Here is a 19,490-nt window from a genome sequence, read left to right on the forward strand (position 1 = left end):
TCAAGAATTTGAGACACAAATCAGGCAGTGTGCCGCAGTCGGCTTGGATCAAGCTGGGCATCCTCCACCGTTAACCTGGCAATGGCGAAATGTCGCGGGAATACCTGCATACAGGCTTTGCAAGAGCTGCTTGAAATCGGGCAAATGGAGGGCGGGCGATTCTCGCTAGCCCCGTTCGCGCAGCTATACCCGGCAGGGAATTTGAAACTGCCTGGACAGAAGACGGTGCCATGACCCTTCAGCGGGCGGCCTACACCACCGGGTTTCCATGCTGAACGGAAAACGGCTGGGACGCAGGCGGGCGTCCCTGTTGGAACAGATGCGAAAGCTGGCTGAGTCTTTGAGGTAAAGGCGGCGCTGTTTTTGCCAGAGGTGGCGTCACTCTGGCGACGGCTCCCACCACAGCCGGGCCTCAAAGCTGCCGCGCTCCCCGGCCTTCTGCCGCCGCAGGTCTTCCAGTTCTCCGTTCCCCACACCGTCTATCTTTGCCAGCGCATACACGACTTCCAGCACATCGGCCAGTTCCAGTACTTCGCCCGAGGCCAGGTATTCGGCCACCTCCTCGCCCAGTTTGGCTCGGAGGGCGGCGCGAAATTCGTCCGCGTTCAACACACGCCAGGCGCCGCCGAAGAGATCCGGAATCCGGTCGCGCACCAGTTTGCCCATGTCCGCAGCATAGGGCTTCCGACCTCGGGCTCCACTAACAGAAAGGCCTGCCCCCGCGTGGTAATTTGCCCGTATGTTTGAGTCGCTGGGCAACAAGTTGCAGGACATTCTGGACCGGGTGGGCAAGGAGCGCCAGCTTACCGAAGCCCAGGTCAAGGCCGCCATGCGCGAGATCCGGATGGCTCTGCTGGAAGCCGACGTGAATTTCGGTGTGGCAAAAGAATTCGTGGCAAAAGTCTCCGAGAAGGCCGTGGGCCAGGAGGTCTCGGGCAGCCTCAACTCCGGGCAGACGGTGGTCAAGCTGGTCCACGACGAGCTGATCGAGACGCTGGGCGGCAAGTCCATTCAGCCCGAGCTGAAGACCGAGGGCAACGTGTGGTTCATGGTGGGCCTGCAGGGGGCAGGCAAGACCACCAGCACCGGCAAGCTGGCCGCGCACTACAAGAGCAAGGGCCGCCGCGTGCTGCTGGTGGCCGCCGACACCCAGCGCCCGGCGGCGCGGGACCAGCTGGAAGTGCTGGCCAAGCAGGTGGGCGTGCCGGTGCTGAAGGTGGCCGACGGTGAGACTCCTGCCGAGACCCGCCGCCGCGTGGACGAACACCTGAAAACCGATTTCCGCGACTTGGTGATCGTGGACACGGCAGGCCGCCTCCAGATCGATGAGACGCTGATGGAACAGCTGGCGGACCTCCAGACCGCCATGCAGCCCACCGAGACCCTGCTGGTGGTGGACGCCATGACCGGGCAGGAGGCGCTGAACGTGGCGCAGACCTTCGACACCCGCGTGCAGGTGAGCGGCCTGATCATCACCAAGATGGACGGCGACGCGCGCGGCGGCGCGGCCCTCTCGGCGCGCAGCGTGACGGGCAAGCCGATCTACTTCGCCGGGACCAGCGAAAAGATCAGCGGTCTGGACGCCTTCCACCCGGACCGCGTGGCCGGGCGCATCCTGGGCATGGGCGACGTGCTGGGATTGATCGAACGCGCCGAGATGGCAGACCTCAAGGCCATGGAGGTCAAGAAGCCCGGCGACTTCGATCTGGAAGACCTGCTGACCCAGTTGCGCCAGATTCGCAAGATGGGGCCGCTGGGCGACCTCCTGAAGCTGATTCCCGGCATGAGCCGCGCCCTGCCCGAGGGCTTCAACGTGGACGAAAAGCAGATCCAGCGCATCGACGCCATGATCTCCAGCATGACCCTCAAGGAGCGGCGCAATCCCAAGGTCATTGACGGGCGGCGGCGCAAGCGCATCGCGGCCGGCAGCGGCCACAGCGTGCAGGACATCAACAAGCTGCTGAAGATGCACGAGCAGATGAAGGACATGATGAAGATGCTGGGGCGCATGGGCGGCAAGGGACCGGGCGGCAAGCCGCCACGCATGCCCAACCTGCCCCCCAACATCCGCCGTTAGCCCGCGCCGAGATTGACACGTCACGCCGCCCTCCGTATACTCACACCCGCTGCAAAACGCTCCCACCTGGGACCGCTCGCGGGTCGTTAGCTCAATCGGTAGAGCAGCTGACTTTTAATCAGCGGGTTGTAGGTTCAAGTCCTACACGACCCACCATAAGATTCCCCGTCTGGCGCGGGGAATTTTCTTTGATGCACCCGCAGTCTCGGTCCGAGTGCTGTGGTCTGGTCACCACCGGGGCACGTCCAGATTTCAACGGCATCCAGCCGGGGAGTTGTTCCCAGTTTTCGCAGTGACGTACGGGTCCAGTCTCCACGCCGCCTTCTGATACGTATTCCGTCTGTTTCGTTGACAAACCGGGAGGGCGCCGGTTTGCCAACTCCACTCCCGGAACGCGTTCTACTCGTTCTCGCTTCGCTCGGATTTCCATCGTTTTACAAACGATTCAATCGGAGCCCGTATGAGTTGGCAAGACATGATGCCACGGTTCAGACTGGCAACCTCGTGCCGCTGGCCGCGGGAAAATGGCCCGTAGAACGCAGACATCCTGCCCCACCGCCTGCTACCCTTTGCCCATGCGCGAGTTTCTGAACGACTGGTGGCGACTGCTTAAACTGATCGTTGCCTCGCTGGCCATTCCGGTGATCCTGTGGGGTCTGCTGGTGTGGACTGGCGTGCTGAGATAGGTGGAGCGTCTCAGGCCGGGCGCCGAACCGGGAAGGTCCACGTTTCGGGATCAGAGGTCTCACTTCCACAATCAGCCGAAGACCGGTGCCTCCGTCTGAGCCTGAACCTCCGCGACTCCAGGCACTCACCACTGGAACTTCCACCCTGGAAACGCTCCCAGACGCCTGAAACCGGGGTGCGCGTGTTAGCGTCTCTGGTATGACCTCCAAACGGCAACCCAGCGCAAAGGCCAGTTCCACCCCCGCCCCCAACAGTCCGTCCGGAGAGTCGGCGGCTGCCCCGAATGAGGCCGGTGCGCCGCGCCTGGCCCGCAACAAGACCATCCAGAGTTTCGAGCACGCGCTGGTGCTGGAAACGGCCCGCGTGACCGAGGGCGCAGCTCTCGCCGCCAGCAGATTCATGGGCCTGGGCGACAAGAATGCGGTGGACGGTGCCGGCACCGAGGCCATGCGCGAACTGCTCAACTCCCTGGACATCCGGGGCACCGTGGTGATTGGTGAGGGCGAGATGGACGAGGCCCCCATGCTGTACATCGGCGAACAGGTGGGCAACGGCCAGTACGAGGTGGACATCGCCGTGGACCCGGTGGAGGGCACCGAGGTCACGGCCAAGGGGCTGCCCAACGGCCTGGCGGTGATTGCCCTCTCGGAGCGCGGCGGGCTGATGCACGCGCCGGACTGCTACATGGAAAAGCTGATCGTGCCGCCGCCCGCCGCAGGCCGCGTGAATCTGGAATGGCCGGTGGAGGCCAACCTGAATGTGCTGGCCCAGAGTCTGGCGCGCGACGTGGACGACCTGATGATCACCATTCTGGACCGCGAACGGCACGCGGACCTGATCCGGCGGGTGCGCGCCACCGGCGCCCGCGTCAAGCTGATCGGCGACGGCGACGTGATCGCGGGTATCGCGGTCGGCGTGCGCGGTAGCGGCGTCCACGCACTGATGGGTTCGGGCGGCGCGCCGGAAGGGGTGCTGAGTGCAGCGGCCTGCAAATGCCTGGGCGCGGAAATCCAGGGCCGCTTCATCGCTGAGGACGACGCCATGCGTGAGCGTTTCAAGACCATGGGTGTGGACGAGAAGCGCGTGTACAAGACGGCGGATCTGGCCCCCGGCTCGCAGATCGTGTTCTCGGCCACCGGCATCACCTACGGCGAGATTCTGGACGGCGTGCGGCGCTTTGCAGGCGGGGCCAGGACACATACGCTGGTGATGGGCTACGCCACCCGCGTGGTCCGCTTCATCGACAGCATCCATCTGGAAGACGACTCGGCCCGCGTGACCATCCGGGTCTGAGTCCCGCAAGGCCAGTCTGGGCTCGCCCGGCGCAAGTGGAACCAGCGACGCCCGCGCCTCGCTGAACGCCTCCCTGACCGTAAGGTGGGCGGGTCATCGGCGCCCAGAATGCTCAGCCCTTCTGCGCCTCCGCCCTTCCGCGCGTCCGGTCACGAAATCATCCACCCGGCTGGGACTGCGGTTAAAAAGCCGCCACAGTAAGGCCCCGGGAGGCCGTGTACAGGTTCTCGACCATCACCGCCAGGCCAATCACGCCGATATCAGCCGGGGCATCGGTCATGGGGGCTCCTTGTGGCGGGCACGGCACAGACAGGTTCAAGGGTTAGCGTAGGGGCAAACAGGAAGAGGAGGCGGGGCCGCCATAGCCCGCCTCCTCTCTTCCCACCGGTGTGATCGGTGTGCGCTCAGCCTTCCAGCGAGGCCAGCCCGCCGCGCGACTCGCCGTCCTTTTCCCCGCTGGGACCGCCCTGGCCCTCGCCCTTCTTGGGCAGGCGCAGGTTGGGCATCGGCAGGGTACACAGGAAGGCCAGCAGCGCAATGAAGATGCTGATCAGGTAGATGCGGCTGATGGTGTTGGAAAAGGCCACCTTGAAGGCCCGGCCTGACAACTCGAACACCTTGCGGGCGTCGGTGATGGCCGCCGTCTGGGCACGGTCCAGTTGCGCCCTGATCTGGGCCAGCACCCCTGCCCTGCCCTGCTCGGACTGCAGCGCGGCGGCGGGAATGTTGCCCAGGCCGCTGCGCAGTTCCGGGGGCAGACCGGGGTCCTGGGTCAGGGCACTCAGGTCGCCGCCCTGCACCGCCGTTTCCACGCTGCCAAAGGTGGTGGCAAAGCCAGACGTGATTCTGGCCTGGATGCTGTCGAAGGTGGGGGCGTCGCCGCCCTGTGAGCCGCCGGCGTCGGCGGCCTGCTTCGCAGCGGCCTCCAGCTGCGCCACGACGGCGGGCGGCTGTCCAGCCTCGGCGGCGCGGAACTGCGCCGGAACCTGGGTGGCCAGCGTGCTGGTCAGAACGGCGCCGAACACGGCGGTGCCAATGGTGCTGCCCATCTGCTGGAAGAACTGGCCGGCGCTGGTTGCCACGCCGATTTCCCAGCGGTGCACGGCGTTCTGGATCGCCAGGGTAAACAGCGGCAGGGCCGGTCCGATGCCCAGGCCCAGAATGACCATGTACACGATGACCACGTTGTAGGGCGTGTCGGCATTCAGGGTGGACAGCAGGTAAAAGCCGCCCACCATCATCAGCAGGCCGATCAGGATCAGGTTCTTGTAGTAGCCCAGGCGCGAGGCGAGTTGCCCGCTGGCCACCGAGCCGATGATCAGGCCCATGGTCAGGGGAATGGTGGCGGTTCCGGCCTTGGTGGCGCTGACCCCCTGCACGTTCACCAGATACAGGCTCAGGAACAGAATGGCCCCCAGGAAGGCCGCGCCCAGGAAGAAGCGGGCAGCGACGCCCCACGCGAAGGTGGGGTTCTTGAACAGCGTGAGCGGCAGAATCGGGCTCTCGTGGCGCGACTCGACGAACAGGAAGGCGATCAGCGAGACCGCCGCGCCCGCGAACAGGGCCAGCACCGTGGGGTCCGTCCAGCCGTACTGGGGCTCGGCGCCAAAGGTCAGCGCCAGCAGCAGCGGCACCGAGAAGGTCAGCACCAGCACCGCGCCCACGTAGTCGATCCTGGGCTTCAGGCCGCTGGCGAGAATCGGCATCTTGCTGAAGATGAACGCCAGGGCGATCAAACCGATGGGCAGGTTGACGTAAAAGACCCAGCGCCAGGAGATGTTGTCGGTCAGGAAGCCGCCCAGCAGCGGGCCAATCACGCTGCTCAAGCCGAAAACGGCCCCGAACAGGCCCTGGTAGCGGCCACGCTCGGCGGGAGCGAAAATGTCGGCGATAATGGCGAAGGCCACCGAGGTCAGCGCCGCCGCGCCGAAGCCCTGCAGGCCCCGGAACACGATCAGCTGCATCATGCCGCCGCCGAACAGGTTGCCGAACCACGGCTCCCCCGCCATGCCGCACAGCGCCGAGCCGATCAGAAAGACCACGATGCCGAACATCAGAATGGGCTTACGCCCGTAGATGTCCGAGAGCTTGCCGTAGATGGGCACCATCGCCGTGCTGGCCAGCAGGTACGCGGTGGTCACCCAGGCGTACAGGTTCAGGCCGTTCAGATCGGCCACGATGCGCGGCAATGAGGTGGCCACGATGGTCTGATCCAGGGCGGCCAGGAACAGGCCCAGCAAGGTGCCGATCAGGATGATGACCTTGGTCTGCTGCGGCAGCACCTCGGCGTAATTGATGCGGTCCTCGGGGTTGGGGCCGCCCATGGGCGGGGCACTCTGGGTCATAGTTGTTCCTCTGGGGGCGCGGGGGGCTGCTGGGCGGAGCGTGGACTGAACTGGTACACCTCATCCAGCAGAGCATTGATGGCTGTTTCAGCGCGGGCGAGGGTTTCAGGGCGAACACGGCCGAATACCTCGCTGTACGCGCTGATCATGGTTTTTTCCTTGACGCTCAGGAACTGCTGCCCCTTGTCGCTGAGGGCCAGCAGCTTCTCACGGCGGTCCAGGGGGTTCTCGCGCCGCTCTGTCAGGCCGCGCCCCACCAGTTCCTGAACCAGCTGACTGGTGGCCGGCAGGCTGACCCCCAGGTGTTCGGCCAGCGCCGTCACACTGATGGGCGCAAAGGCCCGCAGCTTGTACAGGGCCGTCATCTGCGTGAAGCCCACGTCCTCGTCCTGCATTTCGCTTTGCAGCCTCCCCATTATCTGGTCCGAGACCAGCCGGTGCAGCTGGCGCATGCAGGAGGTCAGGCGCTCCACGGGCTCGTTGAGCTTGGCCGTGGCAGCACAGCAGTTCTGGGGAGGATCAAGATTGCTCACAGAGTCACCATCATGCTTAAGAGAGTGAAACTATTTTCAGATCCAAAACGTTAGCTTGACTACACTATTCGGGAAAGTGAGGTAGGTCATCTGGCTTAGAGAGTGAAATTCCAGGGCTTGAGGTGGGGAACTGTAGATCTCGCAGCGTGAAGCAATTGGCCTGTCCAGACATTCCCATTTAGCTTAATATTGAACTATATTAACAGATGAGATAAGGTTTCCACATGACCAACCAGACCGGAATGGAATCTAAAGTAGTCAAGCTCGCAGTTGTGTACTACAGCACCTACGGCACCAACCATGCCATGGCCAATGAGGCCGCCGAGGCCGCCCGCGCCGCCGGCGCCGAGGTCCGACTCCTCAAGGTGCGGGAAACTGCCCCCCAGGCCATCATCGACACCCAGAACGCCTGGAAGGCCCAGCAGCAGCGCAGCAGCGACGTACCCACCGCATCTCCCGATGACCTCGACTGGGCCGACGCCATTCTGTTCAGCTCCCCCACCCGCTTCGGCGGCGCCACCAGCCAGATCCGGGCCTTTATCGATACCCTGGGCGGGCTGTGGGGCACTGGCAAGCTGGCCAACAAGACCTTCAGCGCCATGACCAGCGCCCAGAATCCCCACGGCGGCCAGGAAACCACGCTGCAGACTCTGTACATCACGGCCATGCACTGGGGCGCCATTCTGGTGCCGCCCGGCTACACCGATCCGGCGGTCTTCGCCTCCGGCGGCAACCCCTACGGCAGCAGCGTGACCGCCACGGGCGAGGACCTGAGCGACGCGGATCGGGCCAGCATCCAGCACCAGACCCGGCGGCTGGTAGACATCACCGCCAGGCTGCGCTGAGCGCAAACGTATGTATGGGGAGGCAGCCTGTCCGGCCTGCCTTCCCTTTTTCCATGTCATTCCAGCGCACCTCTCGCGCCGACAACGGCCATGGTTCAGGACGGACCTGCGGCCACGCTCCGGGCGGTTGATGTTCAGGACCACCGCCTCAGCGCACGCGCTGAATCAGGCCGCCCGCGCCTGTTGCAGCGCCAGCCGCTCCCAGTTCACGCGGCGCCGCCGCCACTCAAAGATGCCCACCTTGACGATTTCCTCCAGGCTACGCGCCAGAAAGACGCCCCAGACACCCAGCGGCGTGTACAGCCCCAGCCAGATCGCCAGCGGCAACCCCACCACGAAGGCCCCCACCACGTCGCCGAGGATGATGCCCTTGCCGTCGCCCGCACTGGGCAGAATGCCGCCGCCGACGATCATGTTGCGAACCTTGAAAACCTGCGTGCTGGCGTTGATCAGAATGCCGATCAGGGCAATCTGCTGAACGGCCCCTCCCACTTTCGGAAACAGGGTGGGCACCAGCAGCGAGCTCAGGGCGAACAGCACCCCGAAGCCCAGGCCGGTCACCAGTCCGGCGCGGGCGATGCGGGTCAGCCACAGCTGCGCCCCCGCCGCGTCACCCTGTCCCAGCGACCGTCCGATGAACACGGTGGCCGCGCTCATCAGGCCAAAAGAGCCGACAATGAAGATGCCTTCCAGGGTGTGGACGATCTGGCTGGCCGCCAGCGCCACCGTGCCCACGCGGGCGAAAACGGCGGCGTACATGAAGTTGCCCAGGCTCCACACGAACTCGGTAAAGGCCAGCGGCGCGCTCAGGGCGATCAATGGCCCGGTGATGGCGCGCAAGGCGGCGCGCGTGGGAAACTGCAGGGCGGCCAGATGGCGCGGCCCGTACACCTGATAGGCCAGCAGGCCGGCCTTGAGCGCGTTGGCGACCACCAGCGCCCAGGCGGCCCCCACCACTCCCATCTGCGGCAGCGGCCCGACGCCGAACACCAGCCCGTAGGCAGCCAGGCTTTCCACAATCACCGTGAAGCTCGTGACCACCAGCGGCGTGCGGGCGTGGCCCAGCGAACGCAGCGCTCCGCTGAAGATCCAGCCTAGCACCCCCGGCAGCAGCGCCAGCATGCTGACCTGCATGTACGGCACGGCGGTCCGGGTCACGTCTTCCGCGCCGCCCGCCAGCCGCAGCAGCCCGCCCGCGTTGAGGATAATCGGCACCGTCAGCACGCCTGCCAGCAGCACACTGACCACCAGCGTGACGCTCAGCGTCTGGTTGACCCCCGCGCGGTCACTGGCCCCGGCGCGCCGCGCAATCAGAATGCTGGTCCCGGAACCCAGCGCTCCCAGCGTCACGAAGAACAGGAAGCTCAGACTGCCGGTCAGGCCCACGGCTGCCACCGCCACCGCCCCCAGCGCCCCCACAATGACCTGGTTGATAAACGTCAGCAGCAGCTGAATGACCATCTCCAGACTGACGGGCACGGCGATGGAGGCAATCTCGCGCATAGGCGACCTGATCGTTTCAGACGGCGGGGCAAGGCTGGGAACGGCTGACATAACGCGCCAGAGTACACCCTGGGGGCCGGACGCAGATCAGCCATCTGGCTGGCCGCAACCGGGCCTGTCTAACCGCCGCGCGGTCTCACGATGGCAGCGCAGGCCAGCGGTGGCGCCGCCGGACGGTCAGGCCGTCAGGTGTCCTGGCCCTCGTCCGGCACGGCCACGAAGCCGCCCCTGGGATTTTCCTGCAACCGGGCAAAGGCCGTCCGTGGGTCGTGCGGGGTGCAGATGAGCGCGCCTTCCTCGAACCACTGCGGCAGGTATTTCTTACGGGTTTCCAGCGTGGTCACGGGATACAGGTCGTAGCCCATGATGTAGGGCGTGGGTGCGTGCGCCAGCGTGGGCACCAGGTCCGCGACGTACACCAGCGTCTGACCCTTGCTGCGCAACACCACACCCTGCTGGCCCAGGTTGTGGCCGGGCAGCGGCAGCACGGTCACGCCGGGGCGCAGCTCGTGTTCGCCGTCAATCAGGTCGAACATACCAGCGTCCGCGATGGGCTCGTAGGTGTCGGGGACGTAGCTGGCGCGGTTGCGCTCATGGGTGTGGCGGGCGTCGTCCAGCTCACGCTTCTGCACGGCGTAGCGGGCATTGGGGAAGGTTGGCTCGTTCAGCGCGGTGGTGTTGCGCCCGGCGTGATCGAAGTGAAGGTGCGTGTTGATCACCAGATGGATGTCGTCCGGGATCAGGCCCGCGTGGTCCAGGCCACGAAATACAGTCTCTTCGCGGTCAAGGCCGTAGATCGACTCGAATTTCTCGCCGCCCCGGTCCCAGAAGCCCGTCTCGATCAGGACATTCTCGTCGCCCAGGCGAATCAGCAGCGGGTTGATGCGCAGCGGAATGCGGTTCAGCTCGTCCGCCGGGGCCACCCGCTCCCACAGCGTCTTGGGCACGCTGCCGAACATGGCCCCCCCGTCCAGCCCGAAGCTGGCGTCTGTGAGGCTGGTGACTTGTATTTCCCCGATCTGCCGCGTTTGGTTCCAGGCCATCGGATCAGCCTAACAAACGTTAGGTCAAAAGAGAACTCCTGGCGTCATACGGATTCCGTCTGTTTCGTTAGCAAACCGGGAGGGCGCCGGTTTGCTAACTCCACTCCCGGAACCCGTTCTACTCGTTCTCGCTTCGCTCGGATTTTCATCGTTTTGCAAACGATTCAATCGGAGCCCGTATCAGTGTATCGGCAGGCCTGACTGGTCCAGTAGAGACAACTGGTCACCTGGGAGCTTGCGATCACCGCGCTAAAGGTCTTCTCCCCCAGGGTGCCGGTCATGACCACGGGCTTTTGCGTCCCTCGCTTGCAGGCGCTGTCTTCTGAACTCGACGGGGAGGCCTCAGTCGCTGGTGGTCAGGTCCGGGCCGCTGGGCACGTCCGCCAAGGCTTCCAGCAGGCGCAGGGCCTGTTCCAGCCGGTGGGCCTGCACGCGGGCCGCCGCGCGCTGCTGCCGCCATTCCAGACGCACCCTGGCCTGACTCAGGGGATCGCTGCCCATCTGGCCCAGCACCCGGATCCGCTCTTCAAGCGCCTCGGCCCGCTGCCACAACGGCGTCAGGCGGGCCTGACAGTCATGGGCGGTCTTCAGGGTGGTTTCCAGCTCCGCCCTTGCCCCGGTCTCAGCGTCCTCCAGCGCCCGCTGGGCCAGCGCCACGGCGGACCCCACCGCAGGCTCAACTCCGGCACGCCACTGGGCCAGCTTCAGGGCGTGCCGGGCACGCAGCACCGCCGGGTGCAGCGGCACTTCCAGCAGAAAATCCCCAGGGGCCAGCCGTGCCGTGGGTGGGGCCAGCGGCAGGTCCGCGTCGTTGAGATCAATCAGCGGGGGAAACACCTCCAGAAAGGCGTTCAGCTGGGTCAGGATCAGGCGACTGTGGGCCAGCTTGGCGGCGACGTTGTGCCCCTCGCGCATTTCATCCTGAAGCTCACGAACACTCAGCCGCATAACCTCGGCCTCGGCGGCGGCGACGGCCACGGTATCGGCTACCTCGATGCGCGAGTGATCGGCCCGCAGGCTGCTCAGCATCTCCTCGGTTTCCCAGCGGCGCACCCCGGCAGCGGCGGCCTGCACGTCCCATTCCGCCGCCGCCTCCAGGCCGCCAAGTTCCGCGTCGGCGCGGATGCCCGCCAGGTTGCGGCCCGCCATCTCGGCCTGAGCGCGGGCCAGCAGCAGCGGCAGATCATGCGCCCGCCGGCCCCAGCGCAGCGGCGCGGGCGAGGGGGCCAGCGGGCCGGGCGTGGGCTGGGCCGGCACCGGAACCGTCTGGGCGTACTCGGCCAGATCCTGGGTGGTGCCCTGCAACCAGCCGTCGGCGCGGGTGTCCCCGATGGTCTGGCGCAGCCCGCTGTACACGTCCTGCAGCACCGCCACCACGTCACGCGGTCCCAGCGGGCGCAGGGCGGGCCAGCCCCGGCGCAGCACCGCACCCTCGATGGCCGTCTCGGCCCCCCCCGCCCCGAGTTCCTGTCCCAGCCGGGTCCGCAGCCAGTCCCGGTAGGGATCGTGCGTGGAGGCGTGGCTCACGCCGCCCCTCCTGCCAAGGCGCCGCGCCCGCCCACATCACGGCGCTGGCGGGCGCACTCGAACAGCATCAGTGCGGCAGCCGTGGCCACGTTCAGGCTGTCGGCCGCGCTGCCCGGCTGCATGGGAATGCGGACGCTCAGGCCGCCGCCGGGGCCACCCGCCTGCCGCCAGTGCGCGGGCAGGCCCCCGTGCTCGGTGCCCAGCAGCAGGGCCACCCGTCCGGTCAGCGGCGCGTCCCAGTAGACATGCGGCGCGTCGGGAGTGCAGGCCACCGTCAGGCAGCTCTGTGCGGCCAGATAAGCGTGCGCCTCCTCCCCGTCCAGGGCGGCCACCGGCAGGGCAAACACGCTGCCCTGGCTGGCGCGGATCACGTTGGGGCCGTAGGGGTCCGCGCCGCGCCCCAGCACCAGCACCGCCGCCGCCCCCGAGGCATCTGCCGTCCGGAGGACCGCGCCCACGTTGCCGGGTTTCTCCAGGCCGTCCAGCACTACCACCACAGCGTCTTCCGTCAGGTCGGGCAGGTCAACGACGGGCCGGGGGGCCACCGCCAGCAGGCCGTCGGGGTGCTCACGCCCGCTGACCTTCCCGAAAGCGGCGGCGGACAGCAGGGTGGGCGTCAGCGGCAGCGCGGGGGCCACCCCAGCGGCCTCGGGGCTGTGCAGTTCGGGGCAGCTGAAGATTTCCGTGGGCCGCACGCCCGCCTCCAGCGCCCGCGACAGTTCACGCGCGCCCTCGATCAGAATGACGCCCTCCTGTTCACGGGCACGCCGGGCGTGCAGGCGCACCAGCCGCTTGAGCTGCGGATTTTGCAATGAGGTGATGGGATCGGCGCGGGTCATCCGGGACCATTATGGCGGATCGCTCTTTCCATTCCTTGACAGCCCCTTGTTTACTTGACAGCCCCTTGTTCGTTCTCGTCCCCGACAGCCGTTCGCCAGACACCGCAACACCTCGGCCCTGGGGGGTGCGGCGCACTGCCGGCGCTGTACCCGGTTCATCTGAGCTCACCCGCCCCCCCAGACTGCGTTAGGTTGACCACATGCCGCTGGCCTATCCCCCGTTCAAATCCTGCCCGTGCGGCTCGGGGCACAGCTACGCCCACTGCTGCGGCCCGGCGCACGGCGGCACGCGGCCCGCGCCCACCCCCGAGGCCCTGATGCGCTCGCGCTACTCGGCCTACGCGCTGGGCAATGCCCCGTACGTGCTGGCGACGTGGCACCCGGACACCCGGCCGCCGGAACTGCATCTGAATCCGGCCACCCGCTACCTGTGGCTGAAAGTGCATGAGGCGTGCGGCGAGGAGGTGGAATTCAGCGCTGCCCTGAAGGTGGACCGGGGCGAGCGGTACGTGCTGCGCGAACGCAGCCTGTTCACGCAACTGGACGGGCGCTGGGTCTACGTGGACGACGTCACGCCGCCGACGCTGGACACACCCGAAGGGTAAATTTCTTCGGGCGCGAGAATGCAGCCCAGACATGACAGGTCGGCTTTACCCTGCCCTCTGAATTTTCCCAGCGCCCACTCGGTTCTCCGCCGTACTCCGCCCACATGCGGCGCCTGACCCGGCCCACCAGCAGCTTCATTTGTGGGCTGGGCCGCACGGAAATTGCGTGCGCTATCCGCGCCCTACAGACTGGATTCGCTCGTAGAGATATGGGAATGGAAAACCTTCCAGCCCCAGGACCTCTCTGCGCCGCTTCAATGTCTCCAGATACAGTTGCACATTCCGGTCCTTGACCACACTATTGATCTTGTACGCTATGTATCCTTCTTCATGAACCAGATTCGATTTTATATATTTTAAGGCGAGATCGATAGAAAAGATCAGTGATTCAATAGACGAGTCAAGAAATTCAGGCTCGTATTTTTTATCCCTTAGAATGAAGTAATTGCGCTCGCCATCAAGAAGAGCGTCGGGAAAGAAGCCGAGTGAACCGCTGTCCAGGTAGTACTGGGCAGAGGAAATCTCCTTATTTAAAACCAAGAGGTCATAGAGCTGTTTTTCATATTGAAGCCTTCGGTCCTTGCTGAGCTGATTGTTGGTAATAGCCGTAAAAATCAGGGCAAGCGAGGCGAACAGACTGCCCACCATTGCGAAACTATCGCCGAGAACACCGAAATTCCCGAAATAGTCGGGGTTGACTGTAGAGATGGTATTGAGCTTGATCAGCATGTAGACCAGCCAGGCCACCCACAGAAAGACAAGCCCCCAGACCAGAATGGGCAGTTTCTCGGGAGGCCATCTCACCCCACATCTCCCGGCAGGGCAATCCTTCCCATCACCGCCGTTGCGGCGGCCACCGCCGGACTGGCCAGATAAATCTGCGCGTCCTTATCGCCCATCCGCCCGATGAAGTTGCGGTTGCTGGTGGACACGCACACTTCTCCTGGCGCGAGGACGCCCTGGTGGCGGCCCATGCACGGCCCGCAGCCCGGCGTGCCCAGCACCGCCCCGGCGCGTTGCAGGGTCAGCAGCGTGCCGTCCTCCATCGCCGCCTCCATGACCTGCGAACTGGCGGGAATCACCAGCAGGCGAGTGCCGGGACTGACCTTGTGGCCCTTCAGGACCTCTGCGGCGGCGTGCAAATCCTCCAGCCGCCCGTTGGTGCAGGTGCCGATAAAGACCTGATCGACTTTCAGGCCGCGCAGCTCGGAAACGTCATGCACATTGTCCACCTCGCTCGGCGCGCTCATGCGGGGGTTGAGGACGCCCAGATCAAGCTCGATCTGCTGGACGTAGACGGCGCCGTCGTCGGGGTACACCCAGTCCGGCACGTCGTACATCGTCAGGATTTCGCCACCGGGCACGACGAGGCCCACCTTTGCGCCTGCCTCCACGCACAGGTTCGCCAGGGTCATACGCTCGCCGCGCGTGAACCGGTCCCCGGCGTGAATCTCGATGCTCTGGTAGGTGGCGCCGTCCGCGCCCAGCGTACGGATCATCTCCAGGGCCACGTCCTTGGCGCTCACGCCGGGGCGCAACTCGCCCGTGAACGTGACCTTCACGCTCTCCGGCACACGCAGCCACGTCTTGCCGCTGGCCGCGGCCAGGGCGATGTCGGTGGCGCCCATGCCGGTGCCGAAGGCGGCCACCGCGCCGTAGGTGGTGGAGTGGCTGTCGCTGCCCAGCACGATCCAGCCGGGCCTCGCCAGCCCCTCTTCCATCAGCACCTGATGGCAGATGCCGCGCCCGACGTCGAACAGGGCCACTCCCGTCTGGGCAGCGTACTCGCGGGCCTCCTTCTGTGCCTGGGCCACGCTGACGGTGCTGGCCGGGGCCACATGGTCCACCACGATAGACACGCGTTCCGGGTATCTGGGCACGGCGGCGAGGTCCTTTTGCATGCGCTCGATAAAGCTCTGGGCAATCGAGTCCACCACCATCACCTGATCGACTTCCACCACGGCAAGGTCTCCGGCGTATACGACCCGGTCGCCGCGCCGCGACAGGATCTTCTCGGCCATGGTCTGGGGCTTGAGGACGAACGTCATGGCCCCATTGTGCCGCCTGCCGGACGGGCGCAGCGTGAGGTTGACTGGAAAGAGCCCCCCAGAACTTTCAAATGCCAGCTTCCGGCCCCTCCCGGCACTGCGGCCAGCCGATGGTGTGGGGCCGCCTGCCGCCCCTGGCCCCGACATGCCACAATCGGCGGGTGAGCGTTGTCATTCTGGATTTCGGCAGTCAATTTACCCGCCTGATCGCCCGGCGGTTTCGTGAACTCGGGGCCTACAGCGTGATCCTGCCCGGCACGGCCACGCTGGAACGCATTCAGCAGGAAAACCCGCAGGGCATCGTGCTGTCGGGCGGCCCCAGCAGCGTGTACGACGCCCAGGCGCCCAAGCCGGCCCCCGGCGTGATGGACCTGAACGTGCCGATTCTGGGCGTGTGCTACGGCATGCAGTACCTCGCCCAGGAGGCCGGCGGCGACGTGAAACGGGCCGGCAAACGCGAGTACGGCAAGGCGGACCTGACCCGCTACGGCGGCCAGCTGTTTGAGGGCATCAGCGGCGAGTTTGTGGCGTGGATGAGCCACAGCGACAGCGTGACCCAGTTGCCCCAGGGCTACGAGGTGATCGCGGAAACGGCCGACACCCCCGTCGCCGCCATCGAGAACACGGAGACCCGGCGCTACGGCCTGCAGTTTCACCCGGAAGTGGTTCACACCCCCAAGGGTGGGCAGATTCTGGGCAATTTCCTGAACATCTGCGGCGTGGCGCGTGACTGGACCGCCGAACACATCATCGACGAGCTGATTTCTGACGTGCAAAAGCAGGTGGGCGAGGGCCGCGTGCTGCTGGCGATCAGCGGCGGGGTGGACAGCTCCACGCTGGGGCTGCTGCTGGCCCGCGCGGTGGGGGACCGGCTGACCGCCGTCTTTATCGACCATGGCCTGCTGCGCCTGGGCGAACGCGAACAGGTGGAGGCCGCCCTGATTCCGCTGGGCGTGCATCTGGTCACGGTGGACGCCCGCGCCGAGTTCATGGGCGCCCTGGAGGGTGTCTCGGACCCCGAGCAGAAGCGCAAGATCATCGGGCGCGAGTTCATCCGGGCCTTCGAGCGCGAGGCGGCCCTTCAGGCGCAGGAACACGGTGGCTTCGACTTCCTGGCGCAGGGCACGCTGTACCCGGACGTAATCGAGTCGGCCGGCGGCCTGCAGTCCGACAAATCCGGCGCGGCCAACATCAAGAGCCACCACAATGTCGGCGGGCTGCCCGAGGACCTGAACTTCAAGCTGGTGGAACCGTTCCGGACGCTGTTCAAGGACGAGGTGCGGGAGATCGCCAAGTTGCTGGGCCTGCCGGAACACATCCGCATGCGCCACCCCTTTCCGGGGCCGGGGCTGGCAATCCGCTGCCTGGGCGCGATCAGTGAGGAGAAGTTGGACATCCTGCGCCGGGTCGACGACATCTTCATCTCCGGTCTGCGCGAGTTCGGGCTGTACGACGGCTGTTCGCAGGCCCTGGCGATCCTGACCCCCATTCAGAGCGTGGGGGTGATGGGCGACGAGCGCACCTACAGCTACACGGCAGCGCTGCGGGCCGTGACCACCGACGACTACATGACGGCCGAGTGGGCGCGGCTGCCCTGGGACTTCCTGGCCACCATGAGCAACCGCATCGTCAATCAGGTGCATGAGATCAACCGCGTGGTGTACGACATCACCGGCAAGCCGCCCGCCACCATCGAGTGGGAATAATCCACCTAGCGGCGGCGACGGAGCGTGCTGACCAGACACAGCCAAAAGAGAGGGGGCCAATGCTTAGGCCCCCTCTCTTTTGGCTGCACGCCTGCCGCTAATTCACCAGTTTGGTCTTGTTGGTCACGAAATCCATCAGCACGTACTGGCCGATGTTCTGCGGCGTGGTGAAGTATGCCTTGCCGCGCGTCATCTCGGAGACGCGGCGCACGAAGCCCACCAGTTCGGGATCGCGGGCCAGCATGAAGGTGTTGACCTGAATACCGCTGCGGCGGCAGTTGGCGACTTCTCGCAGGGTGGCCCCCAGCACGTAGGGATCAAGGCCGTAAGCATTCTTGTAGATGCGCCCGTCCGGCAACGTGAGAGCCGAGGGCTTGCCATCAGTGATCATCACGATCTGCTTCATGTCCTTGTTCTCTCGCTTCAGCAGTTGCTGGGCCAGCCGAAGTCCGCCCGCCGTGTTGGTGTGGTACGGCCCGATCTGCGCCTGCGCCAGTTTGCTTACGGGGACTTCCTCGGCGCTGTCGTGGAACAGCACGAACTTCACGGTGTCGCTGGGGTACTGCGTGCGGATCAGGTGGGCCAGCGCCAGCGCCACCTGCTTGGCGGGGGTGAAGCGGTCCTCGCCGTACAGGATCATGGAATGCGAGCAGTCCAGCAGCACAATCGTGGCCGCCGAGGAGTTGTATTCGGCCTGACGGATCACCAGATCCGACTCCTCCATGTTCTCCATGCCCTTGCTCAGCACGTTGCCCAGGGTGGCGGTGGTGTCCAGGTTCAGGGTGTCGCCGAACTCGTAGTTCTTGAGTTCGCCGGACATCTCGACGCCGCTGGCGTACTCGCGGGTGTCGTGCGCGCCCGCGCTGCTGCGGCCCAGCCCGCCCATCAGGTCACGCAGCGACTTGTAGCCCAGGAAGTCGATGCTCTTGTCGGTCAGCTGGAAGGTGGCCTCGCCCCCCTGGCCCGCGCCGCCCTGGCCTTCCTGGTCCTCAAATTCCTTGCGGATAAAGCCGTCCTGCTGGAGCTTGTCCATCAGGGTCTTGATCTGCTGGCCCAGCGCGGTGTCGTGGATGTCCGCCGACTGCATGGCTTCCATGAGCTGCTCTTCGGGAATCATGTTGCGCTCGGCCAGTGCTTCCAGAATGGCGTCGAACAGATCGTCCATGCTGGGGCGCGCGTTGGGGTCGGGGTCGTAGGGATCGTTCATGCCCTGTCCCAGCAGGGCTTCCTGGATCATCTGCATCAGCTCGCTGGAATCGAGTTGATCCAGTTCGCCCTCAAACTTGCTGTACCGCGTGATGCGCGCCATGTCGTGACCTCCGTATGGACACAGCATGGCGCGTGTGCGGGGCAGCGTTTGTAAGCGCCGTTTGTAAGGCGGGGCGCAGTGCTGGGCGGGTCGGCGGCCCAGCCCACCGGCTTAGCGCATCGCCGCCGTTACGCTCTGGTTGATGGTCATGGTGAGCGCCACCTGCACGCCGTTCATCACCACTGTCATGTTCATGGTCTGTTGGGTTTTCTGGGTCGGGGGGCCGGGAAGACCGTCCTTGCGGTAGGTCTGGGTGCCGCTGGCCCCACCGCCCGCCAGCTCAATATTCATGGCGGGCAGGGCGCCGCTGCCGCCCAGCTTGACCTGCCAGCGGTCGTATTTGCTGCTCTGGGTGAAGGTATGCAGGCCCTGGGCATTCGGGCCGCCGTAGGTGGTGATGGTGGTGACCCTCAGCGGGGTGGACTGAATCTGGCCAAACAACTGCGGCAGATCGGCCTGCGAAGCGAAAGCGCCCAGCAGACCTGACAGCAGGCCGGTGACGTCCAATGTGGCCGTCTGCGGGCGTGGCTGCCCCTGCACCAGTGGCCGCCCGTACACCCCCGCGAGGCTGGCATTGCTCTGGCTGGCGAGTTCCTGCAACTTCTGGCCGTCCAGACCCGCGAAGGCGGCGTTCAGGGCCGCATTGTCGCTCTCGAACTTCAGGCCGCTCACCGCGCCGTCCCGCGCCACCGTCTGGGTAATCCTGAAGGTCATGGGCGGCTGGCCCGGCACGCTCTGCACCACGCTGGACACCAGGGTCACGTTGCCGCCCGCGTCCTGCCCGGTCACCCGGTAGAACAGCTTTTCCTTCACGGTAACGTTCCCAGCCCCCGCCGTGCCCGCCGACAGATTGCGTTTGATGTCGGCCAATTCTTCCGCCGAGGTGTCCGAGCCGGGCAGCGCCGTGACCTGCACGTTGGACACCGCCGTGCGGCTGGTGGTGGTCTGATATTCCACCTGCGTCCCCACCGGGGCGCTGAGGCTCAGCACCGGGGCCGAGGCGGCCGGGGTGGCTCTCTGGGCAGAGGCGAGGGGCAACAGCATCACGGCAGACAGAAGCAGCGCTTTCATGCGCCCAGGGCACGGGCTGCGCCGCCACAAATGACCGTATTTGCCTTCCCGCAGCCTCC

16 protein-coding genes and 1 tRNA gene are annotated in these 19,490 nt (G+C 65.6%); 6 read left to right on the plus strand and 11 right to left on the minus strand.

Annotation, left to right across the window (positions count from 1 at the left end):
- Positions 1–378: 378 nt before the first annotated feature.
- Positions 379–666, minus strand: coding sequence for a nucleoside triphosphate pyrophosphohydrolase (locus IEY31_RS04555; RefSeq protein WP_188969471.1), 288 nt, complete (start codon positions 664–666; stop codon positions 379–381).
- Between the two features lie 73 nt (positions 667–739).
- On the opposite strand from IEY31_RS04555, the gene ffh reads away from it, so the two are divergent.
- From ffh to glpX, 3 genes are all read left to right on the plus strand, one after another.
- Positions 740–2,077, plus strand: a complete 1,338-nt coding sequence (gene ffh / locus IEY31_RS04560; protein WP_188969473.1) for a signal recognition particle protein — start codon at positions 740–742, stop codon at positions 2,075–2,077.
- Positions 2,078–2,157: 80 nt separating this feature from the next.
- Positions 2,158–2,233 (plus strand) — tRNA-Lys (locus IEY31_RS04565).
- 729 nt (positions 2,234–2,962) lie between these two features.
- Positions 2,963–4,057: a class II fructose-bisphosphatase gene (glpX, locus tag IEY31_RS04570; RefSeq protein ID WP_229723318.1), complete on the plus strand. Its 1,095-nt coding sequence runs from the start codon at positions 2,963–2,965 to the stop codon at positions 4,055–4,057.
- Positions 4,058–4,461: 404 nt separating this feature from the next.
- Here the strand turns inward: glpX and IEY31_RS04575 are convergent, their stop codons facing one another.
- Together IEY31_RS04575 and IEY31_RS04580 are read right to left on the minus strand one after the other, a co-directional pair.
- The gene (locus IEY31_RS04575; RefSeq protein ID WP_229723319.1) at positions 4,462–6,402 is read right to left on the minus strand and encodes an MDR family MFS transporter; all 1,941 of its coding nucleotides are present in this window, start codon (positions 6,400–6,402) and stop codon (positions 4,462–4,464) included.
- Positions 6,399–6,854, minus strand: coding sequence for a MarR family winged helix-turn-helix transcriptional regulator (locus tag IEY31_RS04580; RefSeq protein ID WP_188969475.1), 456 nt, complete (start codon positions 6,852–6,854; stop codon positions 6,399–6,401). Before IEY31_RS04580 ends, IEY31_RS04575 begins: the two co-directional genes overlap by 4 nt.
- A 305-nt stretch (positions 6,855–7,159) precedes the next feature.
- On the opposite strand from IEY31_RS04580, the gene wrbA reads away from it, so the two are divergent.
- Complete coding sequence (wrbA, locus tag IEY31_RS04585; RefSeq protein ID WP_229723320.1) at positions 7,160–7,780, plus strand: NAD(P)H:quinone oxidoreductase; 621 nt, start codon at positions 7,160–7,162, stop codon at positions 7,778–7,780.
- A 165-nt stretch (positions 7,781–7,945) separates the two neighbouring features.
- Here wrbA and IEY31_RS04590 read toward each other — a convergent pair whose 3' ends face one another.
- From IEY31_RS04590 to IEY31_RS04605, 4 genes are all read right to left on the minus strand, one after another.
- Positions 7,946–9,283: an MATE family efflux transporter gene (locus tag IEY31_RS04590; protein WP_229723321.1), complete on the minus strand. Its 1,338-nt coding sequence runs from the start codon at positions 9,281–9,283 to the stop codon at positions 7,946–7,948.
- Between the two features lie 185 nt (positions 9,284–9,468).
- Positions 9,469–10,326 carry an MBL fold metallo-hydrolase gene (locus tag IEY31_RS04595; RefSeq protein ID WP_188969479.1) on the minus strand — a complete coding sequence of 286 codons (858 nt, stop codon included), beginning with the start codon at positions 10,324–10,326 and terminating at the stop codon, positions 9,469–9,471.
- 342 nt (positions 10,327–10,668) lie between these two features.
- Positions 10,669–11,853 carry a hypothetical protein gene (locus IEY31_RS04600; protein WP_188969481.1) on the minus strand — a complete coding sequence of 395 codons (1,185 nt, stop codon included), beginning with the start codon at positions 11,851–11,853 and terminating at the stop codon, positions 10,669–10,671.
- Complete coding sequence (locus IEY31_RS04605; RefSeq protein WP_188969483.1) at positions 11,850–12,692, minus strand: TrmH family RNA methyltransferase; 843 nt, start codon at positions 12,690–12,692, stop codon at positions 11,850–11,852. Before IEY31_RS04605 ends, IEY31_RS04600 begins: the two co-directional genes overlap by 4 nt.
- Positions 12,693–12,892: 200 nt before the next feature.
- On the opposite strand from IEY31_RS04605, the gene IEY31_RS04610 reads away from it, so the two are divergent.
- Positions 12,893–13,297: a YchJ family protein gene (locus tag IEY31_RS04610; protein ID WP_188969485.1), complete on the plus strand. Its 405-nt coding sequence runs from the start codon at positions 12,893–12,895 to the stop codon at positions 13,295–13,297.
- A 171-nt stretch (positions 13,298–13,468) separates the two neighbouring features.
- Here the strand turns inward: IEY31_RS04610 and IEY31_RS04615 are convergent, their stop codons facing one another.
- Together IEY31_RS04615 and IEY31_RS04620 are read right to left on the minus strand one after the other, a co-directional pair.
- Positions 13,469–14,101, minus strand: coding sequence for a hypothetical protein (locus tag IEY31_RS04615; protein ID WP_188969487.1), 633 nt, complete (start codon positions 14,099–14,101; stop codon positions 13,469–13,471).
- The gene (locus tag IEY31_RS04620) at positions 14,098–15,345 is read right to left on the minus strand and encodes a 3-isopropylmalate dehydratase large subunit (RefSeq protein ID WP_229723322.1); all 1,248 of its coding nucleotides are present in this window, start codon (positions 15,343–15,345) and stop codon (positions 14,098–14,100) included. Before IEY31_RS04620 ends, IEY31_RS04615 begins: the two co-directional genes overlap by 4 nt.
- Before the next feature lie 161 nt (positions 15,346–15,506).
- On the opposite strand from IEY31_RS04620, the gene guaA reads away from it, so the two are divergent.
- Entirely contained in the window at positions 15,507–17,051 is a 1,545-nt protein-coding gene (gene guaA / locus IEY31_RS04625) for a glutamine-hydrolyzing GMP synthase (protein ID WP_188969489.1), read from the plus strand.
- Between the two features lie 97 nt (positions 17,052–17,148).
- On the opposite strand, the gene IEY31_RS04630 is transcribed toward guaA, so the two are convergent.
- Together IEY31_RS04630 and IEY31_RS04635 are read right to left on the minus strand one after the other, a co-directional pair.
- Complete coding sequence (locus IEY31_RS04630) at positions 17,149–18,360, minus strand: vWA domain-containing protein (RefSeq protein WP_188969491.1); 1,212 nt, start codon at positions 18,358–18,360, stop codon at positions 17,149–17,151.
- Between the two features lie 111 nt (positions 18,361–18,471).
- Positions 18,472–19,431, minus strand: coding sequence for a hypothetical protein (locus IEY31_RS04635; RefSeq protein ID WP_188969493.1), 960 nt, complete (start codon positions 19,429–19,431; stop codon positions 18,472–18,474).
- Positions 19,432–19,490: the final 59 nt, after the last annotated feature.

Origin of the sequence: Deinococcus aerolatus, from assembly GCF_014647055.1 — a bacterium.
GTDB classification, from domain to species: domain Bacteria; phylum Deinococcota; class Deinococci; order Deinococcales; family Deinococcaceae; genus Deinococcus; species Deinococcus aerolatus.